The sequence below is a fragment of the Microcoleus sp. CZ3-B2 genome, assembly GCF_036705055.1.
GTDB lineage: Bacteria > Cyanobacteriota > Cyanobacteriia > Cyanobacteriales > Microcoleaceae > Microcoleus.
Genome location: NZ_JAUBTN010000031.1, coordinates 1 through 23,790, shown reverse-complemented (window position 1 = coordinate 23,790; position 23,790 = coordinate 1). Strand labels below are relative to the sequence as shown.

The window sequence follows — 23,790 nt, the reverse complement described above, 5'->3', positions numbered from 1 at the left end:
TCCTTGCTAAGTTATATAGTCTTTCGATCTCTCCTATGATGCAATACGGTTTACTTAAGTTATCAGTTGTAGGGTGCGTCACTCGTTTAATTTTAGTTGATAGCGAGAGTTGTTCTTGGCGACGCACCCTACGTTGACTAAAATTATTCAATCTAAAATCGACTGAATTCTCAGATCGTGTCCTATCGATTTACCACAATAAGTAAGGTTCGTAGTGCGGGCTTGCATAGGCTCAATATTTGGTACTTTTGTGGACACGCACAAACAGTATTTTCTATGGTAATCGACCGGAAATGATATCACCTTTTTGAGAAAAGCTATAGCAAGTCCGGGCTGATTTACGACTGTTAAAAAATGAAAATAATTTGCAGTTTCAATAGGGAATTTTCCCGGACTATCTCAATGCGATCGATAAACTCACGAAAATAAAACCTGCGTTCCGATTCCGACAAATCCAGCCAAAACTGGGGAAGAGAAACTGTTTGCGCGGTTTCTCGCAAGTTGACCGGGGGCAATTGTGCGAGCCTGCTTTGCATTTCGGCTATTTCCGTGCGGACTTTGTAGGCTCTCAGTTCGGCAGTTTCTTTGTCAAAAATGCCGCTTTCAATTAGGGCTGGTAGTTGCTCTATGATTTCTTGTTTCGAGCAGATAGATCCGGCAATTCCTGCTTTAATTGCGTTCATCTCCGGCATTTGCAACTGGGCGACGGCATCGGGCAAATCCCGACAAATTCCTGCTATAGTTAATTGCAATACTTCTTCGTAGGAAATACCGCTGCATTTGGGCTGAGACAGACAGTTAATCGGTCGCAAATAAAGGTATTCTCGATCTTTGCGGTAGGAGGTGACTTTTGCAACTGTCATGGGCGATCGACATTCCGCACAAATTGCTAAACCTGCGAGGGAACGCGGGGCGCTGGCGCTGCGGGGAGAAAGGTGGCGGTTGCGGCGCAACAATCGGTCTATTTGGGCGGCTTCTTCTCTGGAAATAATCGGGACGTGGGTGTTAGAAATGACTTGGCCCTTTTGATATTCTAAATCGCCTCGGTAGGCGGGATTTGTCAGCCAGCGGCGGCCTGTGCTGACGGAGATTTTTTTGTTGTATTTCTTTGCTAAATGGCGCACGGAACCGCGCAGGGAACCGTAGATGAGAAAGTGATCAAAAAAGTCTTTGACGGCGGGGGAAGCGGTTTTGTCGATCGTATATTTGTCTTTGCCACGCCGGTAGCCGTAGGGGGCTTTTCCTGGTGGGGGAAGGGATTTGATGCGGTTGCGGGCGTGTCCTTTGCGAATGCTGCGGCTGTGTTGGCTGCGCTGGACTTCTGCGAGGAGTTTGAGTAAGTTTGCTCTATTTTCGGTTTGTTTTTCGTCTGTGACAATGAGTTCGATGCCGAGGTTTTCGAGTTTTTCTAGGTGCGCGCACACTTGCTGTACTGTGTCGCCCAGTTCTTCAAAGCGCTGAATTAATAGGTATTTGACTGGTTCTGCTTGGCAATCTTTTAGGAGTTGTTGCAGTTGCTGTCGCCCTCCTAAGTCTTGATAGATGCGATCGACCTCTTGGCCCCAAATTTCGGGCGCTGGCGCAGCTTCTAGTAGCGGTTCGCTGTAAGAGTAGGCGATGATTTTCATCTGTTACTCGCTGAGTTCAATGATGTTACCGTCGGGATCTTGGGTAAATAATGCCGATCGACCTGACGCACTCATTTGTACCGGACAATTGCTGGCTATTAATTGTTGTTTTGCCTCCTCTAAGTTTGCCACAGAAAATGCTAGATGTCGGTTGCGTCCCAATTTTTGGGAATCTATGGCATCTGGTATAATTGTTGCCGCTAAAATTAGGTGAAGCTGGAAGTTACCGATTTGATACCAGATTCCGGGAAATTTTAATTCTCGATCGATTTTTTGCAGTCCTAATACATTGCTGTAAAAGTGTTCAGATGTTTCTAGTTGGGAAACTAGGATGGCACAGTGGAGGGGTTGAGTAATTTGCATTTTTGTTGAATATTAATTTTTTGACCGCTGATGCTGGCTGATGAGCGCCGATCGACGCAGATTGGTTGATGTTTGTTAATTTTTGACATGATAACACTAGCTGTCACTTTTAATACTGATTACCACAATTTAAGCAATATTATTTATATAAGTTAATGCTGAATTTTGCACTGGCAATCAAAAAATTGCTGCTCTCAACTAGCGGCTGAAACCGAAAATTTTTGCGCGAGTTCCGAACTCGATATCATCAAAAAAATAAAGCACTTGATTAGAACTCTTGCAAAAATCCAAAGCACCCCACCCCAACCCTCCCCTCCCGCGGGGAGGGAGCAAGATTATTATTGTTTCTCCCCTTAATAAGGGGGGACTAAGGGGGGTAAATTTGACTTTTGCAAGAGGTCTATTCTACCTCAATCTGCTGAATTCGCAGCTATTCACAATTGAAAAATTGCCGAAGTTAGGTAACTTGCCGATGAAGTGAGTGGCGATTAGTACGGCGTATTTTATTTATCAGCTAGAATTAAAGTAGGATATGTGTAATTTTTCAATGGGAACGATCGAACCCAGGCAGATTTCACATAGAAATGGGAGAAATTTTGACTTTGATAAATTGCTTAAGTTTGCTGCACCGGCAGTTCAATAATAAACTCTGTTCCCTTCCCCGGTTCAGATTCGCACCTGAGCGTTCCTCGGTGATTTTCTACTAGGATTTTGTAGACAATAGACAATCCTAAGCCTGTACCTTTACCGATCGCCTTTGTGGTAAAAAATTGCTCGAACATTCGTTCTTTTACCTCTGCTGTCATTCCCCCTCCCGTGTCAGTAATCCGCACTCTCACGCGATCGCTCCCTGCTACTTCTGTGCGGATATAAATTTTTAACGCAGCATTGGGCTGATTTTGTGCTGTCTCCTCTAAAGCATCGATCGCGTTGCTAATTAGATTCATAAACACTTGATTTATCTGTCCGGCATAACACTCAACACCAGGAATATTTTCATAATTCTTAATTATTTGAATGTCGGGACGGTCTGTTTTAGCATTGAGACGGTTTCGCAAAATTAAGATGGTACTGTCGATGCTGTCGTGCAAGTCGCACTGCGTCATTTTACTGTTATCTGTTCGCGAAAAGCTGCCCATAGATTTGACAATTTCGCGAATTCGTTCGGCACCAATTTGCATGGAAGACATAACTTTAGGCAAGTCTTCAACTAGAAATTCGAGGTCTATTTCTGCGATTGTCTTTTTAATTTCGGCACAGGGATTAGGATTGTATTCTTGATAGAGACATAGCAGGTGCAGCAAATCTTCAGTATAAGTTTTGGCATGGATCGAGTTGCCGTGAATAAAACTAACTGGGTTGTTAATTTCGTGGACGATGCTGGCCATTAATGCTCCTATCGAAGACATTTTTTCGCTGTGCATCAGTTGGGCTTGAGTTTGTTTGAGCTCGCGAAGTGCGCGATCGATCTCGGCGGCTTGAGCTTCGGCTTTCGAGGTAGCAGCACAGCTTTCTTGATACAGTTCAATCTGTTTGAAGTCGATTTCAAATTGTTCGATTTCGCTTTCTTGCTGGTACTGACTCACGACAGCATCGAAAGCTGCTAGCAATTCGTCGCCCGCTGCTGCGATAATGTACTTTAGATCGGGATTTTCTAGGCTGAGTTCGGCATCGGGAACTTGCATTAATGCTTTTATTCGATGGATATATTCGCGCACTTGCTTGTCTAGGTATAGCGGCCCCTCAAAATACATTGCTTTGACGGTGGGTGAAGGGGGACTCAATAAGTTGCTGCTGTCAGTATTAATTAAGTCGCGGTGCGATTTGTCCATAAGCGCGATCGCCTGTAACAAATTCCCCCGCAGTTTTGCTCTTTCTGCAGCATTCTGAGAGCAAACTAACCTCATGCAAAAAAAAGCCGATCGCTGGGAAAGCATTCGCTGGCGACCGCTGATGTTGATTACTGCAGCACTAACTTTTCTGGCTGTGGTAATTTCTTCCAGATTAAAGTAGTTGCTCAGCACTGCCATTCGTAATACCTCAGAATCTACTAAATGTCTGTATTTCGTGCTGACACAAGATGTGATAGACATAAAAAAAAATTACAATACTACTAATATATTATGTATTTTCTGTGGAAGTAGTATCCTAAAATACAATTATTTTTCATTAGTTGTCTATCACAATTTTTAGAATGCGGCTTTTGGCAAAGGTTTTCTTAATTATCCCAAAATTTACAAATCAACTTCGCGATGAATTGAGGTTGAGTTTGTGGCAACCCGTGGGTGGCGTTGGGAATAATTACTAATTCTGCCCCCGGTATCTCCTTGGCGTAGGTTTCACAGTGCCACAGAGGAATTGTTTCGTCGCTATCGGCTGCGATGACTAAGGTAGGAATTTGTAATTTGTGAATTTCTTTTTCGACTGTATCAACTGCGTCTTCCGGCCGCATCCGGCTCATTAAAAATGACCGGGCTACTGGTTGAGACATTAACTCGCGCCGCCACCCGGAAATTTCCTGCAATTTGTCACTTTTTCCTGCAAGACGAGCCACAGGTTTGGCCAACTGCAAGGCCCAATCAACTACTGGGGTTTGCCACAGCAGCGGCCGCAAAGCATCGTATTGACCGCAAAAACTGTCGTCCCGAATTCCTGCTGGTGCTGCTAATATTAAACTGCTGACGGAATTAGGATATTTGAGGGCATATGCAGAGGCTACCCAACCGCCAAAAGAATGCCCGATGATGCTGCAGGGTTCGATGTTTAGTTGTTCTATAACTTGTCGCACAAAGGCAACTTCTACGGCTACGTCGTACTGGATTTGTGGTTGGCTGGATTCTCCAAAACCTAACATATCTAAACTGATGCACCGAAACTGAGATTGCAATATTTCAATTAATGGCAGCCAGCAAGTCTTTTCTCCGAAGAAACCGTGCAGCAGCAATAACGGTGGGCCGCTGCCGATGTCGAGGTAGGCGGCTGTTTGGCTGCTGCTATTGACAAATGTGGTTAGTGTGTGCTTGTGTGCTATTGCTATTGACTGCACGGGCGATCGACTCCTGATAATTTGTAGAAGGAAGAAGGAAGAGGGAAGAAGTCATTAGTCATTAGTCATTAGTCATTAGTCATCAGTCATCAGTCATGTTTTGCTGTCGCCTCCGAGCTTTCCGTACAACGTCATTAGTCATCTTGCCCGAAGAGCGAAGTCGAAGGGTAGTCATCAGTCATGTTTTGCTGTTGCCTCCGAGCTTTCGGTACAACGTCATCAGTCCGAGGGGAGAGGGCTTTAGTTATCTAGGACAGAAGGAAGAAGACATACACAGCGGGCTTTTTAGCGATCGGTATTTTACCTTTGATCGGGTAGATTTATTTATTTAAGCAATATTATATGTAAACAATTGTAACAAAAAAGCCTCCCAAAGGTTAAACTTCATTGCGGAATAGGCAATTAGATGTAGACCGTGATACTCTCTAATATTATTGAAACTACTGCAAACTCAAAGCAGGAGAACACTTTGAACTCTACTTTAAAACGTTACCCAGCTTGCTCCGTGCGCGAAGACGTCAGTGAGTACGTAGCACACCTACAGCTTCACATGACTTTACAAGCTCGCAATTTGCTCCCTAGCATTACTACCGCTAAGGACAGTCGCGAACAATTGTTGCAGCAGACTCAGGCTCATTTTGAGAAACGTGTTTCTAGACAATTTCTATAAATAAATTTTTGGTTTCCCCAATTTTACGATCGCCCGCGATCGACCTTTGGCAAATTTTCAGCGCATCACAGAAACCCGGTATCTTCAAAAATACCGGGTTTCTTTTTGGGGATTAGGCATCATGACCAATTTTGGTTAATATGCGTTGAGTATGCTTTAGTTTTATGTTTATGCGAATTCCGATTATTGCATTTTTGACTCTGGCGCAGGTGGCTGGTGGGGAGTTGTCGGCGCGGGCTCTCGATCCGACAGATGCACCGCGTCAAGTGGAGGTTAGAGAAGCAACCGCAGAGGCGCAGAGGGCGCAGAGGGATGAGGATGAGGATGAGGTGAGTCCAATTGTGCGGGATTTGCCGGCATCTGATGAGCTGGCGGTTGCTGGAGAAGTTAAATCGCCTTCTCTCAAGTCGAATCGCCATAAAGATTTTACATCTGTGTTACAAACTCCGGGGACGATCGCCACCAAACCCGAAACCGAACCGGTAAACACCAACGCCCGACAGCTAGGCGGTACTCGACAAATCAGTCAAGCGGGCAATGCTGAGGGCGTTTATGTGGCTGAGGTGAAAATTCGCTTTGTCAATTCCAGAGGCGAAGCAGTTGATAAAAAAGGCAATCCGATTGTTGGCAGAATTTCGGAAGATTTTATTAGGGGCGAGCTCAAACTAAAGGCGGGAGATAATTACACCGAGCAAGTTGTACGATCGGACTTGCAGCAGTTGCAGCAGTTGGGATTGTTTGACAATGTGACGGTTTCTACTGAAGAAGTAGGGACGGATATTAATGTAATTTACAATGTCCAACAGCGATCGGCTCGTTCTTTTGGCGCGAGTGCTAGCATTAGCGATGATGTTGGTGTTGCTATTCCTCTTTCCTATGTCGATCGCACTTTCGGCACCAACGCACAGCGGCTATCGGTGGAACTTGAACCCAGCCTCCGAGGTATCCAGTACGATGTCGAGTTTGTCAGCCCTTACATTGCTGCCGAAGACCGTTTGGGATACAGTGTGAGAGCTTTTGGCGATCGCAAAATCTCCGAAATTTTCAACAAGGATATCGATTTGCCCAATGGCGATCGAGTTCGGGAAATTCGGATCGGGGGAAATCTCGCTGTTACGCGACCTTTGGGCGATTGGCGGGGAACTTTAGGATTGAATTATACCAATATCAGCACGCGCGATCGCAACTTAAATATTGCCCGCCGCGACGAACGGGGCAATCCTCTCACTTTCAGCGGTTCCGGCGTGGATGAGTTATACACTGTTTCTTTTGGCGCGACGCGCGATCGGCGAAACAATCCCTTTAACCCCACTAGCGGCTCGATTCTCACCCTCAGCACCGAGCAGTCCATACCTCTGGGACGCGGTAACATTGTGAGCAACCGCCTCTTAGCAAATTATATACAATATATACCAATCACTTTGCTTGGCATCAGCGAGTCCGAAACCTTGCCAGAAATGCTGGCTTTTAACTTGCAAGGGGGAACTGTCATCGGAGATTTGCCGCCAACAGAAGCATTTCGCCTCGGCGGGCGCAATTCCGTGCGGGGTTACGATAGCGGGGATATTGGTAGCGGGCGGAGTTATTTTTTGGCTTCCGGCGAGTATCGGTTTCCCGTCGGTAGGGATGTCGGCGGCGTGATATTTGCCGATTTTGCTTCGGATTTGGGAACCGGTGACAGCGTGTTGGGAAAACCGGCGTCGGTGAGGGATAAACCGGGGACTGGGGCGGCTGTTGGGTTGGGTTTAAGGGTGCGATCGCCCTTTGGATTAATTCGCTTAGACGTGGGTATTGGCGACTCCGGCGAAACTAAATTTGTGCTCGGCACAAAACAGCGATTGTGAACTACCCAACGCTGACCTTCGGTACAGCGCGGGCTTCTGACTTCAGCGGGGATTGCGTCAGCTTAGACTTGCGTCCCAGCTTCGGACTCACATCCCCTCCATCAGCAGCAGTCCTGGTTCCCAAGACCAATAGCATTCTGATTCCTTCTGTTCTGATATTGGTTGCAGCGTTTGAGTCCCTATCATGATGAGTACCACAACTAGGGCAAGTCCATGCCCTAACATTTAATGGCATTTCACTAACAGGGTAATGACAATTTGAACAGAGTTTTGAGCTAGGAAACCATCGGTCAATTTCTACCAACACTTTACCTTCGCGGTCTAGCTTGTAATGCAAGAAATTGACAAATATTCCCCAACCTACATCAGAAATTGCTCGAGCTAGTTTGTGGTTGCGAACCATGCCCTTAACGTGAAGGTTTTCGACTACAATGACTTGGTTGTCGTCAACAAGCTTTCTGGATAGCTTGTGCAAGTAGTCTTGACGGACATTGCTAATTCGTTCGTAAACCCTAGCAGCCAGTTTCCTGGCTTTATTTCTAGATTTGCTTCCTTTCTGCTTTCTGGCTAATTTTTGCTGCTTCCTTTTGAGGTTGCGTTCGTGTTTTGCTAAATGCTTGGGATTTGGGTACTTGGATGTTTTGATGCCATCATTGACAACAGCAAAATCTTTCAATCCCAAGTCAATTCCTGCAACTTTTCCATCGGTGCAAGCAACTGGCTTGTGTCCTTCGAGTTCTGTCAGTACGGAGGCATAATATTTCCCTGAAGGGGTCATGCTGACAGTTACGGTTTTGATGGTTCCTTCAATCGGTCGATGTAATTTGGCTTTGACAGTGCCGACACGACCAGGAAACTTGAGAGAGCCGCCAACAAGTTTGACTGACTGCGGGTACTGGATTGACTGCCTGTTTTTCTTGGCTTTGAATTTAGGGTATTTAGCCCTGGATTCAAAAAAGTTTTTGTAAGCAGTTACCAAATTGAGCGTAGTTGATTGCAAAACTTGAGAGTAACACTCAGACAACCATTGTGTTTCTTCTTGTTTTTTAAGGTTTGGGAGGAGTTTGTTTAACGCAACTTGAGTCAAGCCTTTACCCGTGGCTTTGTAGGTTTCAATACACATATTGAGTGCGTAATTCCACCACCAACGACAACAGCCAAAATGCTGATCTAGTATCGTCTGCTGTTGGGTTGTCGGATACAGTCTAACTTTGACGGCTTGATGCTGCATTGTTTTCACCTCCCTTTAGCATTATATATATTCCTAATAAAATTAGTCGGTCGAGCTGGCAAATTTTACGCCTGATTGACCGGATCAAATTTGCTTGAGGGAGTCCATGTATCCCAACGCTGACCCAACGGGTACAGCGCGGGACTTATAGCTCCCCCAAACCCCCTCAAAAGTTAACTATTTGGTTCCTCAATATCAACAATTGTCGGTTGCACCGCCGGAGTCTGGGGATCAAACTTCAACCTATTGAGCGCAGCACTAGCCGCCACAGCCACAGCCCTATCTGTATCTAGCAAAGCTTGTTCCAACAGCGGAATTACTTGTTCCGACTCGATCGATCCTAGTGCTTCCACAGCAGCTTCGCGCACCTCTGGCTCCAAATCTCGAAGTAATTGGCCCAAGGTTTCTATTACTCGCTCGCTGTCGTCTGTCAGAGCATTCGCAGCAGCCAAGTTACCTAAAGTAGACGCTGCAAACTTGCGCGTTTCTGAGTCTGGACTTTGAACGCATCCCATCAATTGCTCCACCGAATAGGTTGCTAATTGTCTGGCTATTTCAGGCTGTTGTTCGACTGCGGTTTGTTGATATGAATCAATTGATTGTGGCTCCGAAAAACCTGTATCATTTAACTCTTGTTGAGCTTCTATTTGGTTTAACTCGTTTGACTGTTCCTGTACTAATTCTGGTTCGGGTAAATATTCTCCAACTTCTGTTTGATTTAACTGACCAAACTGTCGATCGGGAACTTCTTGTTGTTGGACATTATTCTCGTACTGCTGTTGCAAAGACCCGATAGTAGTCTGCATCTGAGTTTCGTGAGCTTGCAACTGTTCGTGAGCTGCTTGCAACCGACTCTCGTATTCCTCTTGCAAAGCTTCCATACGTAACTGCATCTCAACCTCGCGGTTCTGATATTCCTCGGCAGTTTGTTTCAAGCGAATTTCGTGTTCTGATTGCAAAGATTTCAAATGTTCTTCGATTTGAGCTTGATAATTGTGATGCAATTCGTCAGCAACTCTGAGTAAATGATTTTCGTGTTCTGATTGCAAAGATTGCAGGTTTTCTTGCAATTTAGCATTGTGAGCTGCTTCTAATTCCTCGCTGGCTTGTTTGAGCTGATTTTCCTGTGCGCCAGCAACTTGTTGGAGTTGATCGCGTTCTGCTCGAACTTGTTGGAGTTGATTTTCGTATTGAGCGGCAATTTGTTGGAGTTGACTTTCGTATTGAGTTGTAACTTGTCTGAGTAAATTTTCGTGTTCGACAGTGGCTTGTCTAAGCTTATCTTCCTGTTCTCCTGGCTGGGAATCTGCAGTGGGCTGCATCCGAGATATCTGAGCTAGTTCTATATCCTGAGCTATTCTTCGGGTTTGCTGCAAGTATTCTTGTTTTTGCTTTTTTAATCGTTTTTCCACTAATGAGTAAGCAACTGCTACCCCTGCCAAAAAACCTACGATCGCTCCTATGATACCCACGATGGAGTTCCTCCTGACAATATAGTGATGCTGGACTTTGTACATTTAACCATACAGCCTCCTGTAACCGCCTAATAGCAGCAGCCAAGCTGTCACAACCAGCCAGTGAACCGCTACCGCAGGCCAGATGGAACCGCTTTGCAGGTATGCGATGGAGCACGCTACTCCCAAAATTGCCGCTAGCAGCAAAAACACTGGATTCATAAAGGTCGATCGACCGATCGGATAAAAAGTCAGCGCGTTCAGCGGGTGGTAAACTACAAACAGCACCAAACTCGCCCATCCCCAAAACCACAGCATTAACCCAGGAACATTCTCCCGAGGGTGCGGCAGTATTAACACGCGGAAAAATACTTCCTCGCTCAGCCCCGGAGTTAACAAACAGCCTATCAGCACTCCGGTAATGGTAGGCCAAGAGGTTTGTACGTCTATTTTCAGAAATCCCGACCAAAAACCGACGGGAAGCGCGATCGCAGTGTAAGCTAGCACCAGCATAGCTGTAACCAGCCAGTCGGTGAAATCGGGAATAGTTGAAAAAGCCAGGGTGAGGCGGCGCGCCAGTAAGTCCAGCAGCCCGATCGCGCTAAAATTGAACATAATCAAATTTAACATTAAAAGTTTTAAAGATATATTAGTAGTCGGAATAAGGCCTTGTCATTACCCGGTTTCTGGGATGTGTGCGGGGAATCAGAAACCGGGTTTCTTCCTCGCTCTTGGTGAGGATGCGTAAATTATCGCAGAAACCCGGTTTCTTTGAAGGTTGCGCCTGACGAGCGAGAGACGGGCGATGGAGAAACCGAGTTTTTGAATTGCGGTGCGCGAGGGAACTGAGCAGACGAGCAATTGCCAAAATTGGCAAACACCCTGAATTTTTTTGCGTCAATCGTTGGTTAAATCTGCCCGATATCTTCCGTTAAAATATCGAGATAAGACTTCTGCAACTCAAGTCTAGTACATCAGAATCAAAAGCAAAAAGTGTGCGTTACCAATTAGCTTTTTCTCAATTACCAATTATCAATGATTAGCAATTTGAGTTAATTTTGCAAACAACTGAGCAATTTTGGTCAAATCTTTATTTCCCGGCGCTATTTCTACACCGCTAGAAAGGTCAACACCGCTGAAATTACTGCCCTTGGCGCTATCAATTGCATTTAAAACATTCTCCGGTGTTAAACCGCCGGCGAGCAGCCAAGGACAAGGCGGTTTAAACTCTGCCAACATCACCCAGTCTATAGTTTTGCCAGTACCGCCGAGTTGAGCGGGATGGTAAGCATCCAGCAGTAAAGTATCGACGTGAAGGGCATAAATAGCAGCGGTCGCTAAAGTTTCTGGAGTCTTAACTCTCAGGGCTTTGATAATTTCAATTCCCGGCAAAAACTCCCGCAGTCTCGCGCAATATTCTGCTGTTTCATCTCCGTGCAACTGCACCCCGTTTAAATTTGACTCGATCGCTACTTGACAGATGTTTTCTATTGTGGTGTTAGCAAAAACGCCGATGCGATCGACATTTTCCGGCAACTCGATCGCGATCGGGCGAATAGTTTGGGGGCTGACATAGCGCGGGGAAGCGGGCACGCAGATAAACCCCAAAGCATCAGCTCCCAAACGGGCGATCGCCATTCCCTGATCGAGTTTCATGATTCCGCAAATTTTAACCCGCACTTTTTTTCCTCCGCGATGAATTTGTATCAAAATATAAAGAAATTGTTAATTAATAAAACAAATTTTAGTTTAATGCAGAATGCTTTTTATAATTTTGTAGCGCTCGATCTTATCTGTGAAATCAGGAAATAACAACATGATTAACTCATCTTTACTGTTAGCGATACAGTCTACCACTCCCTCAACACCGGAGTGGTCGCCAATGGTAGGCCTGACAATGATTTTATGCAATTTGCTGGCGATCGCGATCGGCTACTACGGCATCAACAAGCAAAACCGAGGCAAAGGCCCTGCTTTACCCGTTGCAGTCCCCGGAATGTTCAAAGGCTTCGGCATCCCGGAATTGCTGGCAACAACCAGCCTCGGCCACTTGTTGGGGGCTGGAGTCATCTTGGGCTTGGGTAACGCCGGAGTTCTGTAGAAACCGCGACAACGGGAAAGGCAAGCAGAAGAACAGATATAATAGAAACTCTTTCTTGCTCTCCTTTCCCAGGAAAATTTCATGCAGACAGGTTGGCGAATCGGGTCTTTATTTGGCATCCCCCTACTGATAGATTATTCGTGGTTTATAATTTTAGCCCTTGCAACCCGCGAATATGCTAGCAGTTACCGCTTGTGGGGGCCTGCCCTCTCCTGGAGTGCTGGGTTAGCCATAGCTCTGCTGCTGTTTGCTTCGGTGCTGTTGCACGAACTCGGACACAGCTTGGCCGCCCTATCGCAAGGGATTAAAGTTAATTCTATTACTCTATTCTTATTTGGCGGTGTTGCATCGATCGACTCGGAATCAAAAACTCCCGGTCAAGCATTTCAAGTAGCCATCGCCGGCCCTCTAATCAGCTTCGCGCTGTTTTTAATCCTCGGTTTAGGTTCTCAAGTTCTCCCTCAAACAAGTTTGATTGCTATTGTAACAGAGAGGGTAGCAGAAATAAATTTAGTTTTGGGATTGTTTAACTTAATTCCCGGCTTGCCTTTGGACGGAGGACAAGTTTTAAAATCAGCTATTTGGAAAATTACCGGCTCTCGATTTGTCGGCATTCGCTGGGCGGCAAAAACAGGACAAGTTTTGGGTTGGTTGGCGGTTGTTTTTGGTGTAAGTGTATGTTTGTTAGCGCGCCAGTACGGCGGCTTGTGGATTGCGCTAATCGGCTGGTTTGCGATTCGGAATGCCACAGCCTACAGAGACTTTGCTGCTCTGCAAGAAGCCCTGCTCAAAACTAAAGCGGCTGATGCGATGAGCCGCGAATTTCGAGTTGTAGATGCAGATTTGACTCTGCGAGAATTTGCCGATCGCTATTTGTTAGAAGTCAACCCGTTTCCATTTTACATTGCTGCGACCAACGGGCGAGATTTGGGCTTAGTGTCGATCGACGATATCCGCTTGACAGAACGCAGTCAGTGGCAAATTCAGACTTTGCACAACATTTTGCAACCCCTAGGAAAAACCCCCACAGTCTCACAAAAAGCATCCATCGCCGAAGTCATTAACAGCATGGAAGCCCGTCAACTCCCCCGAATCATCGTCCTCTCGCCCATTGGTTCAGTCCTAGGGACGATCGATCGGGGCGACATCGTGAAAGTTTTGGCGAAATACCTCAAACCCCAGATTTCCGAAGCCGACATCAAGCGCAGCAAAGAAGAGAACATTTATCCCCAGGGATTGCAGTTAAATGCGATCGCCAAAACCGCACAGAACAATTAAAAATTAGGAATCAATAATCGGCATTATTGACATTAAGATGCCATCAGGCGTGCATAAATAAACCTTAAACCTGAAAAGCTAATTTCCTTGCTGTAAGGAACTTCAGGGCGATCGCATTATTCTTTTAATTATGACCGCCTCCGATCGTACTTTGTCCAATAAAGTTGAAAAAAAAGAATTATGATGCCCAAATTCTTTAAGAGATTCCATCATCAATTGGGAGAGAAACGTTGGAGTTGGAAAAACTTAACTAATTCCTTCCCCTTCGCTGACTTGCAACCTCTGGCGATGACCTGGATTGTCGTGACGGGAACTCTCTTAGGAGTGCGACATTTAGGTTGGTTGCAGCCATTGGAATTAAAAGCTTTTGACCTGATGGTGCAGTTGCACACCGATGCAGGTGCTGACCCTAGATTGCTGGTAGTAAAAATCACAGAAGAGGATATTCGTGCCTTTAATAAATGGCCGATTTCCGATCGCGTTTTAGCAAAAACGCTCGCCGAATTATCCCGTCTCGAACCCGCAGTTATTGGTATGGATATCATTCGCGATATCCCCTACGAACCGGGAAATGCAGAATTGGCCGCTCAATTCAAAAACCCCAAAATCATCGCCATTACCTCCCTCGGCAACTCCGAGCGCGAGCGAGCTGGGCCGCCTCCGAAACTACCCAAAAAACAGATAGGATTTAGCGATTTAATCGTCGATCCAGACGGCATAATTCGCCGCAATTTTATGTTTACTTTTTATGAAGATTCGACGCTTAATTCCTTGGGAATGCGGTTAGCTTATAACTATTTTGACACCAAGAAAATAGAAACAATAATTACAGCAAATAACGAAATTCAAATAGGAAAAACAGTGTTTTCGCGACTGAAGCCTGATTCAGGAGGGTATCAGACAATTAATAGTCAAGGCTATCAAATCATGCTCAATTACCGCTCTCCTAAAAATGTCGCAAATACGGTGACACTAAGTCAAGTTTTGGAGCGAAAAGTTGACCCCAAATTGGTAAAGGATAAAATAGTGCTAATCGGCGTTACAGCCCCAACTGTAAGAGATATCTTTTCTACTCCTTACAGCGCTACTGTCAGCGAAAACCGCCTGATGCCTGGAGTATTGATTCACGCAACAGCAACTAGCCAAATTATCAGCGCCGTTTTAGATGGTAAAGGGCTATTTTGGTTTTGGGATGAATGGCAAGAAATGCTTTGGATTGCTGTTTGGGGAGGAGTTGGCGGCTGTTTGGCTTGGCGGCTAGAAAATACGCTCAGTTTCACCGTTAGCGCGATCGCACTTGGTGGCATTTTATGGGGATTCACATTTTTTCTATTCACTCAACAGGGGTGGATACCTGTGACAGCGCCGACTCTGGCCTTGGCGATCGCCCCTGTAGCGGTCATCACCTACAAGTACCACCAGTCAAGACAGCAGCAAGAAATTGTAATGAAACTGTTAGGACAGCAAACTTCACCGGCGATCGCCAATGCTTTGTGGAAAGAGCGCGTCCATCTCCTCCAGTCCGGGCTATTGCCAGGGCAAAAAGTAACTGCTACAATGCTGCTGACTGACTTGCAAGGTTTTAGCACAATTTCTGAAAAACTACCCCCAGAAATAGTAATGCCTTGGTTGAACGAGTATTTATCAGCAATGGCCGAGGAAGTGCAAAAACATCAAGGCGTAATTAATAAATTTACCGGAGATGGAATGCTGGCAGTATTTGGGGTGCCAATTCCCCGCACAACTCCCGAAGCAATTGCCGAAGATGCTCGCCTTGCGGTATCTTGCGCTCTAGCTATAAGTTCGCGCTTACCAGCCATGAATCAAAATTGGAGCGATCGCGGTTTACCAGCGGCAAAAATGCGAGTCGGAATTTTTACAGGGCCGATCGTCGTGGGCAGCTTGGGAGGCAAAACCCGTTTAGAATATGGAGTAATCGGCGACAGTGTAAATATCGCTTCTCGCCTCGAAAGCTGCGAAAAACATCGGCAAGAAGACACCTGCCGGATCTTGATTGGCGAAGAAACTTTAGTACATCTAGAAGGAAAATTTGAGGTAGAATCTTGGGGAGCTTTACCTCTAAAAGGCAGGGATCAAAAAGTAAATGTATACCGCGTGTTGGGAGAAAAGTCTGCAAAGTAAACAGAGACAATATACATTAAAAAAAACATCGGCAACGGTTATGAAAAAAATTAGTAATTTTCGCTTCAACTCGATCGCCTTTGGTGCCATATTATTGATAGCAGCATTTAACGCTTGCCAATTTGCAAGTCTGGCACAGCCAATGCCGAGGGAAGATCCCGGCAAACCGTTAACTCAATCGGGAGGGCCGCGCTTCGTTCAGCCCCGTGAAGATATAGATATGCAGTTCAAGCCACCAGTAACACCACGAAGTACGCGCGGCGGCTGCGCGCTCGACTCCAACCCAAATCCAATATATCTCATACCCTTAGTTCCTCCAAATAACTTCGCACGGACTGTTTCCGACTATCCAACATTCTTTTTCAACTGGCCTCCCATAAGAGCGAAATTAGCCGAATTTAGTCTGCTAGATCCAAACGACAAGGAGATTTATAAACAGACTCTCGAAATTAGCAATTTATCAGGGACTGTCGAGGTTAGTATCCCCGCTAATAAAAATGTGCCACCATTGGAAGTAGGAAAAAATTACCGTTGGAGTTTGACAGTGATTTGCGACAATCCTCAAGATAGATCCGGCGATCTGTTCCAAATGGGTACTGTGCGGCGAGTTGAACTCAGTCCAGATATCCGCAGTCAATTAGAAAAGGCAGATCCGCGCCAGAAAAGCTTTATTTATGCTGAAAATGGGATTTGGCAAGATGCCATCAGCACCCTAGCTGCAGCAAGACGGGCTCAGCCTGACGATCCAACCCTCAAGGCTGATTGGGAAAGCTTGTTGGATTCAGTGAAATTGAGCAAAATTGCTAAAGAGCCGATCGTCCAAACTGAAGTATCTGAACCACAACCATAAAGTAGTTGAAGATCGGCCAATTCGACCGTCAAAACATTCAAAATAACCCAGAAAAGGCTCCGGCGCAGCGTCAAGCCGGGAACATCTGGGTTTTGGATGTTTTGAGTGCGATCGCCTCAAAAACTCGCGAGTTGTACAATACGCGAGCTCTTGAGATGCTCGCACGCTCAATGAAAAACACCAGCTCCTACCGATTGTGGATTTATTATATTGCGAGTTCTTGAGGTGCTCCCACGCTTGGTAAAAAATGCTTGTTTCAAAAATGAAATCATACCCGGTATATCGCCATCACAAAAACCGTTTCGCTCGTAGTGCGGACTTTAGTCCGCACCCGAATAGCGGACTAAAGTCCGCACTACGAACCTTACTGATATCTGCAGCTTAACTATTTTAAAAAAAACTTTAATTATGCCTGCTCGCAAAAGCTTACATTTACCAGAAATTGAACTTTCTTACCTAGAATGGAACTCAGCAACAGAGACAGAAAAAGCAACAGAAAAAGTGGCGCGCTTGCTGCTGTTGCACGGTTTAGCAGATAGTGCTGTTGTCTGGACTAGCCTCGGCAATTACTTGGCGAACCGCTATCATATTGTAGCGCCGGATATGCGCGGCCACGGAGAGAGCAGCAAACCGGAAACCGGCTATACTTTTGCAAGTGCGATCGCAGATTTAGAAGCTTTGATGGCACATCTCAACTGGTCTTCCTGCCACATTTTGGGACATTCTTGGACGGGAAAACTAGCACCGATTTGGGCGAGACAAAATCCCGATCGCTTTTGCAGTATGATTTTAGTAGACCCGATCTTCATCACCAAACTGCCCGCAGCGATGAAACTCACCCTCCCAATTGTTTACCGGAAATTAGATTGTCTCAAATGTATGGGCCCGTTTGCGACTTTAGCCCAAGCAGAAGCAGCAGCCAAACAATCGGGAGAATACGCCGGTTGGAGTGACGCGCAGCAAATGATATTCCAACACCAAATCGAACCAAAATTAGACGGAAGTTGGGGCAGTAAATTTACGATTCCCGCCAGAAATCAGATATTTGCAGAAGTGATGAAAGTTGCCGGTTTGACTGAAAATATTGAAATCCCAACTTTGTTCGTACAGCCGGAAAAAGGCGTAAATCGCCTGGATTGGCAAATGCAGCCGTACAAGAAATACTTGAAAAATCTTACCGCTACAAAAGTACCGGGGAATCATTGGTGTTTTTTGACTCAACCGGAAACTTTTAATCAAACTGTGGCCAATTTTTTAGAGGGCGCGAGATAGTGAATGTAGAAATTATCGCACATCGGGGTTTTTCGGCGATCGCCCCGGAGAACACTTTAGCAGCTTTTGAACTGGCGATCGCCCGCAAAGCTAATTCGATCGAATTTGACATCCAGCTATCAGCCGACAGCGTACCGATGATTTTTCACGACGCAACATTAGATAGAATCACTGGATTTTCTGGTAAATTCAGGGAACAAAAGCTGTCTCAATTGCAAACACTTAATGCGGGAAAATGGTTTAGTGATGAATTTTTAGGACAAAAAATTCCTACTTTCGCAGAAGCATTAGTTATCCTGAAAAAAGTTGACAAATTTCTCTATTTTGATGTCAAGCCGCATTGCGAATGGTCGGATTCAGAAGTGGCGGATTTTGTCAATAGTTTACAGGGCGCAGAAATTCAACACAAGTGCATCATTACCTCGTTTAGCGAGCAATTTTTGGCACAAGTGCGGCGGCTGTCTGGCGATTTGGCGATCGGACACATTGTTGCTAATCTAGAAGCATACAAAACTCAATTATCTCAAGCTGTGGCGCAGGGCGATAACTTGATTAGCAGCCAGTATCGCATTTTGCTAGAAAATCCCGCACTGATTCAAGAAAGCCGCAGTCAGGGAGTTGACATTGTGGCGTGGACGGTGGACGATCGAGCGGATATGCAAAAGTTAATTGATTTGGGTATAAATCGGATAGTCACTAATTGTTTGATATAATTTTTTTGAACCGCAAATTAACGCAAGTTAACGCTAGATAATAGATGAATTACTTTCGCACAAACATCCATGAAATGTCGGGTTACGTGCCGGGAGAACAGCCACCCGCAGGCACCAAAATCATTAAACTAAATTCTAATGAAAATCCCTATCCGCCTTCTCCCAAAGCCTTAAAAGTGCTTCAGGAAATAGACGGAGAAATGCTGCGGCGCTATCCAGATCCAACGGGCAAAAATTTCCGCATTGCTGCTAGTAAAGTTTTGGGAGTACCTGACGATTGGATTGCGGTAGGTAACGGCAGCGATGATTTATTAAACTTGATAGTTCGCGCTGCGGGCGAACCGGGAAAACAGATTGTTTGTCCCGCGCCAACCTATGTATTGTACCGCACTTTGGCACAAATTCAAGATGCACAATTTGTCGAAGTTCCTTATCCCGACGATTACCAGTTACCAGTCGATTTGCTAATAGCAGCCAGAGGTGCTGTGACATTTGTAGCTTCGCCAAACAGTCCATCGGGAACAGCCATATCTGTGGCAGATTTGGAGAAACTGGCTCAAGAGTTATCGGGTATTCTTGTGATTGATGAAGCTTATGTAGATTTCGCCGAAGAAAATGCTTTGGAGTTGACAAAAAAGTACAGTAATGTTATAGTTTTGAGAACTCTTTCAAAAGGTTATTCGCTGGCGGGATTAAGGCTGGGTTTTGCTATAGCAAATCCGCTGCTGCTGGCTGAATTAAATAAAATTAAAGACAGCTACAATGTTGATGCTGTAGCCTATGCGGTGGCGGCGAGTGCGATCGCAGATTCAGAGCACAAAACAGCCAACGCCGAAAAAGTCAAGGCTTCCAGAGCAAAAATAGCCGTCATTTTCAAAGAATTAGGCTTTGAAGTTTGGCCATCGCAAACCAACTTTTTGTTAGTTAGGCCGCTGGGCGGCGATGCAGAAAGAATTTATCAAACACTGAAACAACGGGGAATACTGATTCGATACTTCAATCAGCCGCGATTAGAAGACAAATTGCGAATTAGTGTAGGTACGGAAGAACAGAATCAAATATTAGTTAAAACCTTGAAGGAAATCCTATAAATAACCATCGCAGCAATATAGGTTCGTAGTGCGTCCTGGTGTCCCCATCCATCCTAGGACTTGCATTCCTCACTACGAACCGTTTGATGAGGGATAATTATTAGGATTATCGATTGCCAATCCTGCCGACTGAGCAATATCCAGCAATCGGTTGTCCGCCGAAACAAAAATTAGTTGAGTTTCTGGCTGCGAAAGGATAGAAGTAGATTGAAAGCGCAAAGCAGACGCTAATTGCACAGCATCATAAGCCCGCAGCGGATGTTGCATCACCAATTCGGCGGCTGTTTCTATCAAAGTTCGATCGACATCTACAACTCGGTATTCATTTTCAAAATCCTCCCTCACTTTTTGCACAATTAAATCAAAGCGCTCCGCAGACAAACTTCCATCCCGTAAGCGGCGTGCAAAAGCGCTGTGTACCTCCACCCAAGTAATCTGGCTAATAACTAAATCGCTGTTTGTAACAGGATCGGTAATGGATAGAATCCACTCACTGCCTATTTCAGGCACGTACCGTTTGACTAAAGCGCTAGTATCGACAAAATAAGCATTTACCACGGGCCGCGATCCTCAATAACGATTTCTGAGACAGGTTTACCTGGTAGCGGTTCCATTTTTTTCATCAATTCGCGCCACTGTTGGGCGCGCTTGATTAATTCTGCTCGATCGAGCTTACCCTGTTTGTTTGGTACACCCATCAATCCCCGTACATCCATCAACTTAATCGCCAATTCGCGATCGCCCTTGAGTTCTTCCGGCGAAACTTCCGCTACAATTGTGATTTCCACAGTTTCCCCATCTTGGAAAGACAAAGGACTGAGGGGACGCAAAACCCCGTTTTCGTAGACAGCAGTAATAGTTTCTGGCATAATTAGCCTCTTAATTAAATGCTTTGACTTATTGTACTTCTTTTAGAGTTGAAAGTAGGGTGCGTCAGCTACGATTATTTTTGCGACAAACAAACAATCTCAAAACTGACGCACCGGACAATAAATGGCGCGTCAAAATCATACTTTCGGCGCTGATACAAGAATCTCAAAACTGACGAACCCTACCACTAAAGCCTTCTTCTTCCCTCTTCCCTCTTCCCTTTTCCGACGGACTTACATCCGTTACATCCGTTACATCCGTTACATCCGTTACATCCGTTACATAATCCGTTGCCGAACTTCCTTCTTTTAATTACTTCGTTGCTACCACAGCCAAATTCCAAGCCAACCGCTTCATCAAAGGCAACTTCTTTAACAACCCATCCAACCCTTCCAATCGAGAATATTCCGGTTTCAATCTCTCTTGTTCAATAATAATTTTTTTCCAGTAACGCTCCTCATTGGGATGTATTTTCTCGATCAAATAAAAGCGTAAAAAAATCCACAGCGCCGCCAGCCAAAATGTATCGTAAGCCGTCTTTGAAAACAAAGACTCGACAAAATTCACAATATTAATATCCAAAGGACTTTCATCCTCAGTCCGCACCTCAGTAGCCATTCTGCGGTAAACATTAATCACCGGATTGTGCTTCATCGGGTCCCAAAAACAAGCTTTTCCCCCTGGTTTCAGGACGCGCTGCATTTCGCGAATTGCTTTTTCTGGTTCCGGTAAATGGTGCAGCAAGTTAGAAGCGTAAACAATATCAAAACTGTTATCTGGAAAATCTAGCGCCATTGCATTGACAGTACAACCTTCTATAATAACGCCGTTTTTTTCTGCTAATTTCAAGGCCACATCTACCATGCCCTGAGAATAGTCTGCAGCTACGCATTGCGCGCCTTTTTTGGCAAAATAAACGCTATTTTCTCCAGCACCGCAGCCTAAATCTAAGAGGCGTTTTCCGGTAATATCACCTATTTGTTTGAGGATAAATCTATTTTCTGGGGCAGTACAAGCTTCAAAGTAATCATTGACTCGAATGCCGTCAATATCTATTGTTGATGCCCAGGCATCGTGGAATTCTCGCTCTTTGTTTAAGGTTTCTTCTTGCATTTTTTACATGATTATTTTTCGGTGATTAAGTTAATTTTTAACCGCAGATGAACGCGGATCAAGGCAGATTAATTTAGTTTAATCTGCTTCGATCTGGGTTCGTCTGCGGTTTGGTTTAAGCAAGATGGTTGACTGCAAATTTATCAGCGCTGTGCTTGTGCAACAACTTGATTGGCGATCGCAGTTGGCTGTTCGGAGGATTTTTCAGGCTGCAATGACACGTACAGTCGATTTAAGGCGCTGATGTATGCTTCTGCGGAGGCGACTATGATGTCGGTGTTTGCTGAGTGACCGGAAAATACTTTCCCTTCGTGGCGCAGACGAATTGTTACTTCGCCGATCGCATCTATGCCGGCTGTTACTGATTGTACAGAAAACTCAATCAACTCGTTCGGTACGTTTACCACGCGGTTAATTGCTCTGTAAATCGCATCCACTGGCCCGGTGCCGATCGCAGCATCCGTCAATTCTTCTCCCGATGGATTCCGCACCGTAACGGTTGCTGTCGGGCGAGATTTGTCGCCGCAGGAAACCTGCACCAATTCTAACCGGAACAGTTCCGGTGCTTGGTGGGCTTCGTTGTTGGCGATCGCCTCCAAATCCCAATCGGTAATCTCTTTTTTCTTGTCCGCTAAATCCTTAAATTTGACAAAAGCTTTATTTAGCTCATCGTCAGCCATTTCAAAACCCAACTCTTTTAAGCGAGTGTGAAAAGCGTGGCGGCCGGATAATTTGCCCAGTACGATTTGATTTTCCGTTAAGCCGATCGACTCAGCATCCATAATCTCGTATGTCAGCTTATTTTTCAGCACCCCATCTTGGTGAATTCCCGACTCGTGGGCGAAAGCATTGGCCCCGACTATCGCTTTATTTGGCTGCACCAACATCCCCGTTAAATTGGAAACCAAGCGGGAAGTTTTGTAAATTTGGCGCGAGTCAATATTAGTCAGCGGTTCCTCAGAATCGGCTGGCCGGCCCAAGAACGGATTAAAATATTGGCGGCGCACGTAAAGCGCCATTACCAACTCTTCCAAAGCCGCATTTCCCGCCCGTTCGCCAATACCATTAATCGTGCATTCTAACTGTCTTGCGCCATTTTTCACAGCTTCCAAAAAGTTAGCAACAGCCAATCCTAAGTCATTGTGACCGTGAACCGAAATAATTGCGCGATCGATATTCGGCACATTTTCCTTAATTCCCCGAATCAAAGCCCCAAACTCGTTCGGAGTCGTGTAGCCAACAGTATCGGGAATATTAACAGTAGTCGCCCCTGCGGCGATCGCCCGTTCCAGAACCTGATACAAAAACTCCGGTTCCGAACGACAAGCATCTTCCGGCGAAAACTCGACATCTTCCACAAAAGATTTAGCGTAGGCCACCATTTCCGGCACTATTTCCAGAATTTCTGCCCGCGTCTTTTTCAGCTTATATTCCAAGTGAATATCCGACGTAGCCAGAAACGTATGAATTCGCGAATTTACCGCCGGTTTCAGAGCTTCGGCTGCTGTTTTGATATCCGGCTTTCTCGCCCGTGCCAAACCGCAAATTGTCGGCCCATTTTCCGTGCCGACCGATCGCGCTATTTTTTGGACGGCCTCAAAATCTCCCGTGCTGGTGAAAGGGAAACCCGCTTCTATCACATCCACGCCCAATCTCGCTAACTGTCGAGCGATCGTCAGCTTTTCATCGACATTCAGAGATGCACCCGGAGATTGTTCTCCGTCGCGCAAAGTCGTATCGAAAATAATCACCCGGTCTTGACTTTGTTGAGTTTTCATAGCTCTAAAAAAGTGTTTTCCTGATTTTTACTTGTTTGTGTTTCTGGATTTTTAGCCTTCAGTCACCAGTCCCATGTCTCGCGCCAATAACGAATATTTAATAACCCATAACCCATAACTGATGACTGTTGACTGTTGACTGTTGACTCGTGACTGTTGACTGTTATTTGTTATTTGTTATTGGGAATTGAGAATGGGAAATTGGGAATTCGTAGCAAGTAACCAATAACCAATAACCAATAACCAATAACTAATAACCAATTCCCAACAACTAATGACTAATGACTAATGACTAATGACTAATGACTAATGACTAATGACTAATGACTAATGACTAATGACTAAT

The 23,790-nt window shown here is 45.3% G+C and carries 22 protein-coding genes; 10 read left to right on the top strand and 12 right to left on the bottom strand.

Annotation, left to right across the window (positions count from 1 at the left end; translation table 11 throughout):
- Positions 1-347 precede the first annotated feature (347 nt).
- The 4 genes from QUA97_RS15615 to QUA97_RS15600 all read right to left on the bottom strand — a co-directional run bounded on the left by QUA97_RS15615 (position 348) and on the right by QUA97_RS15600 (position 5,037).
- A complete protein-coding gene (locus QUA97_RS15615; protein ID WP_333195173.1) occupies positions 348-1,628 on the bottom strand; it encodes a recombinase family protein in 1,281 nt (426 codons plus the stop codon).
- A gap of 3 nt (positions 1,629-1,631) precedes the next feature.
- Positions 1,632-1,991, bottom strand: coding sequence for a VOC family protein (locus tag QUA97_RS15610; protein WP_194010737.1), 360 nt, complete (start codon positions 1,989-1,991; stop codon positions 1,632-1,634).
- Between the two features lie 614 nt (positions 1,992-2,605).
- Positions 2,606-4,084, bottom strand: coding sequence for an ATP-binding protein (locus QUA97_RS15605; RefSeq protein ID WP_333195172.1), 1,479 nt, complete (start codon positions 4,082-4,084; stop codon positions 2,606-2,608).
- A gap of 125 nt (positions 4,085-4,209) precedes the next feature.
- Positions 4,210-5,037, bottom strand: coding sequence for an alpha/beta fold hydrolase (locus tag QUA97_RS15600; RefSeq protein WP_333195171.1), 828 nt, complete (start codon positions 5,035-5,037; stop codon positions 4,210-4,212).
- A gap of 469 nt (positions 5,038-5,506) precedes the next feature.
- On the opposite strand from QUA97_RS15600, the gene QUA97_RS15595 reads away from it, so the two are divergent.
- Positions 5,507-5,707 carry a hypothetical protein gene (locus tag QUA97_RS15595; protein WP_194069799.1) on the top strand — a complete coding sequence of 67 codons (201 nt, stop codon included), beginning with the start codon at positions 5,507-5,509 and terminating at the stop codon, positions 5,705-5,707.
- 170 nt (positions 5,708-5,877) lie between these two features.
- Positions 5,878-7,551, top strand: coding sequence for a BamA/TamA family outer membrane protein (locus QUA97_RS15590; protein WP_333195170.1), 1,674 nt, complete (start codon positions 5,878-5,880; stop codon positions 7,549-7,551).
- A 1-nt stretch (position 7,552) separates the two neighbouring features.
- On the opposite strand, the gene QUA97_RS15585 is transcribed toward QUA97_RS15590, so the two are convergent.
- The 4 genes from QUA97_RS15585 to QUA97_RS15570 form a co-directional block, all read right to left on the bottom strand.
- Positions 7,553-8,782 (bottom strand): RNA-guided endonuclease InsQ/TnpB family protein, encoded by a 1,230-nt coding sequence (locus QUA97_RS15585; RefSeq protein ID WP_333195169.1) that lies wholly within the window; start codon positions 8,780-8,782, stop codon positions 7,553-7,555.
- A 173-nt stretch (positions 8,783-8,955) separates the two neighbouring features.
- Positions 8,956-10,254, bottom strand: a complete 1,299-nt coding sequence (locus QUA97_RS15580) for a HEAT repeat domain-containing protein (protein ID WP_333195168.1) — start codon at positions 10,252-10,254, stop codon at positions 8,956-8,958.
- Positions 10,255-10,299: 45 nt separating this feature from the next.
- Positions 10,300-10,851 carry a CPBP family glutamic-type intramembrane protease gene (locus QUA97_RS15575; RefSeq protein WP_194069809.1) on the bottom strand — a complete coding sequence of 184 codons (552 nt, stop codon included), beginning with the start codon at positions 10,849-10,851 and terminating at the stop codon, positions 10,300-10,302.
- Between the two features lie 417 nt (positions 10,852-11,268).
- Positions 11,269-11,916: a phosphoribosylanthranilate isomerase gene (locus tag QUA97_RS15570; protein ID WP_194069811.1), complete on the bottom strand. Its 648-nt coding sequence runs from the start codon at positions 11,914-11,916 to the stop codon at positions 11,269-11,271.
- A gap of 136 nt (positions 11,917-12,052) precedes the next feature.
- Here QUA97_RS15570 and psaK point away from each other — a divergent pair, with 136 nt between their 5' ends.
- From psaK to hisC, 8 genes are all read left to right on the top strand, one after another.
- The gene (gene psaK, locus QUA97_RS15565; RefSeq protein WP_194069813.1) at positions 12,053-12,337 is read left to right on the top strand and encodes a photosystem I reaction center subunit PsaK; all 285 of its coding nucleotides are present in this window, start codon (positions 12,053-12,055) and stop codon (positions 12,335-12,337) included.
- Between the two features lie 81 nt (positions 12,338-12,418).
- Positions 12,419-13,615, top strand: coding sequence for a site-2 protease family protein (locus tag QUA97_RS15560; RefSeq protein WP_194069815.1), 1,197 nt, complete (start codon positions 12,419-12,421; stop codon positions 13,613-13,615).
- Between the two features lie 180 nt (positions 13,616-13,795).
- Positions 13,796-15,757: a CHASE2 domain-containing protein gene (locus QUA97_RS15555; RefSeq protein ID WP_333195167.1), complete on the top strand. Its 1,962-nt coding sequence runs from the start codon at positions 13,796-13,798 to the stop codon at positions 15,755-15,757.
- A 40-nt stretch (positions 15,758-15,797) separates the two neighbouring features.
- Entirely contained in the window at positions 15,798-16,607 is an 810-nt protein-coding gene (locus QUA97_RS15550) for a DUF928 domain-containing protein (RefSeq protein WP_333195166.1), read from the top strand.
- A 5-nt stretch (positions 16,608-16,612) separates the two neighbouring features.
- The gene (locus QUA97_RS15545; RefSeq protein ID WP_194069819.1) at positions 16,613-16,831 is read left to right on the top strand and encodes a hypothetical protein; all 219 of its coding nucleotides are present in this window, start codon (positions 16,613-16,615) and stop codon (positions 16,829-16,831) included.
- Positions 16,832-17,015: 184 nt separating this feature from the next.
- Complete coding sequence (locus tag QUA97_RS15540; RefSeq protein WP_194069821.1) at positions 17,016-17,879, top strand: alpha/beta fold hydrolase; 864 nt, start codon at positions 17,016-17,018, stop codon at positions 17,877-17,879.
- Positions 17,879-18,592 (top strand): glycerophosphodiester phosphodiesterase, encoded by a 714-nt coding sequence (locus QUA97_RS15535; protein ID WP_333195165.1) that lies wholly within the window; start codon positions 17,879-17,881, stop codon positions 18,590-18,592. The genes QUA97_RS15540 and QUA97_RS15535 overlap by 1 nt, the downstream gene beginning before the upstream one ends.
- 44 nt (positions 18,593-18,636) lie before the next feature.
- Positions 18,637-19,683, top strand: a complete 1,047-nt coding sequence (gene hisC, locus QUA97_RS15530) for a histidinol-phosphate transaminase (RefSeq protein ID WP_333195164.1) — start codon at positions 18,637-18,639, stop codon at positions 19,681-19,683.
- Positions 19,684-19,755: 72 nt separating this feature from the next.
- On the opposite strand, the gene QUA97_RS15525 is transcribed toward hisC, so the two are convergent.
- The 4 genes from QUA97_RS15525 to QUA97_RS15510 all read right to left on the bottom strand — a co-directional run bounded on the left by QUA97_RS15525 (position 19,756) and on the right by QUA97_RS15510 (position 23,444).
- Positions 19,756-20,241, bottom strand: a complete 486-nt coding sequence (locus QUA97_RS15525; RefSeq protein ID WP_333195163.1) for a type II toxin-antitoxin system VapC family toxin — start codon at positions 20,239-20,241, stop codon at positions 19,756-19,758.
- Complete coding sequence (locus QUA97_RS15520; RefSeq protein ID WP_194069828.1) at positions 20,235-20,552, bottom strand: antitoxin family protein; 318 nt, start codon at positions 20,550-20,552, stop codon at positions 20,235-20,237. The genes QUA97_RS15525 and QUA97_RS15520 overlap by 7 nt, the downstream gene beginning before the upstream one ends.
- A gap of 313 nt (positions 20,553-20,865) precedes the next feature.
- Complete coding sequence (locus tag QUA97_RS15515; protein ID WP_194069830.1) at positions 20,866-21,666, bottom strand: class I SAM-dependent methyltransferase; 801 nt, start codon at positions 21,664-21,666, stop codon at positions 20,866-20,868.
- 143 nt (positions 21,667-21,809) lie between these two features.
- Positions 21,810-23,444, bottom strand: a complete 1,635-nt coding sequence (locus QUA97_RS15510) for a 2-isopropylmalate synthase (RefSeq protein ID WP_333195162.1) — start codon at positions 23,442-23,444, stop codon at positions 21,810-21,812.
- Positions 23,445-23,790 lie beyond the last annotated feature (346 nt).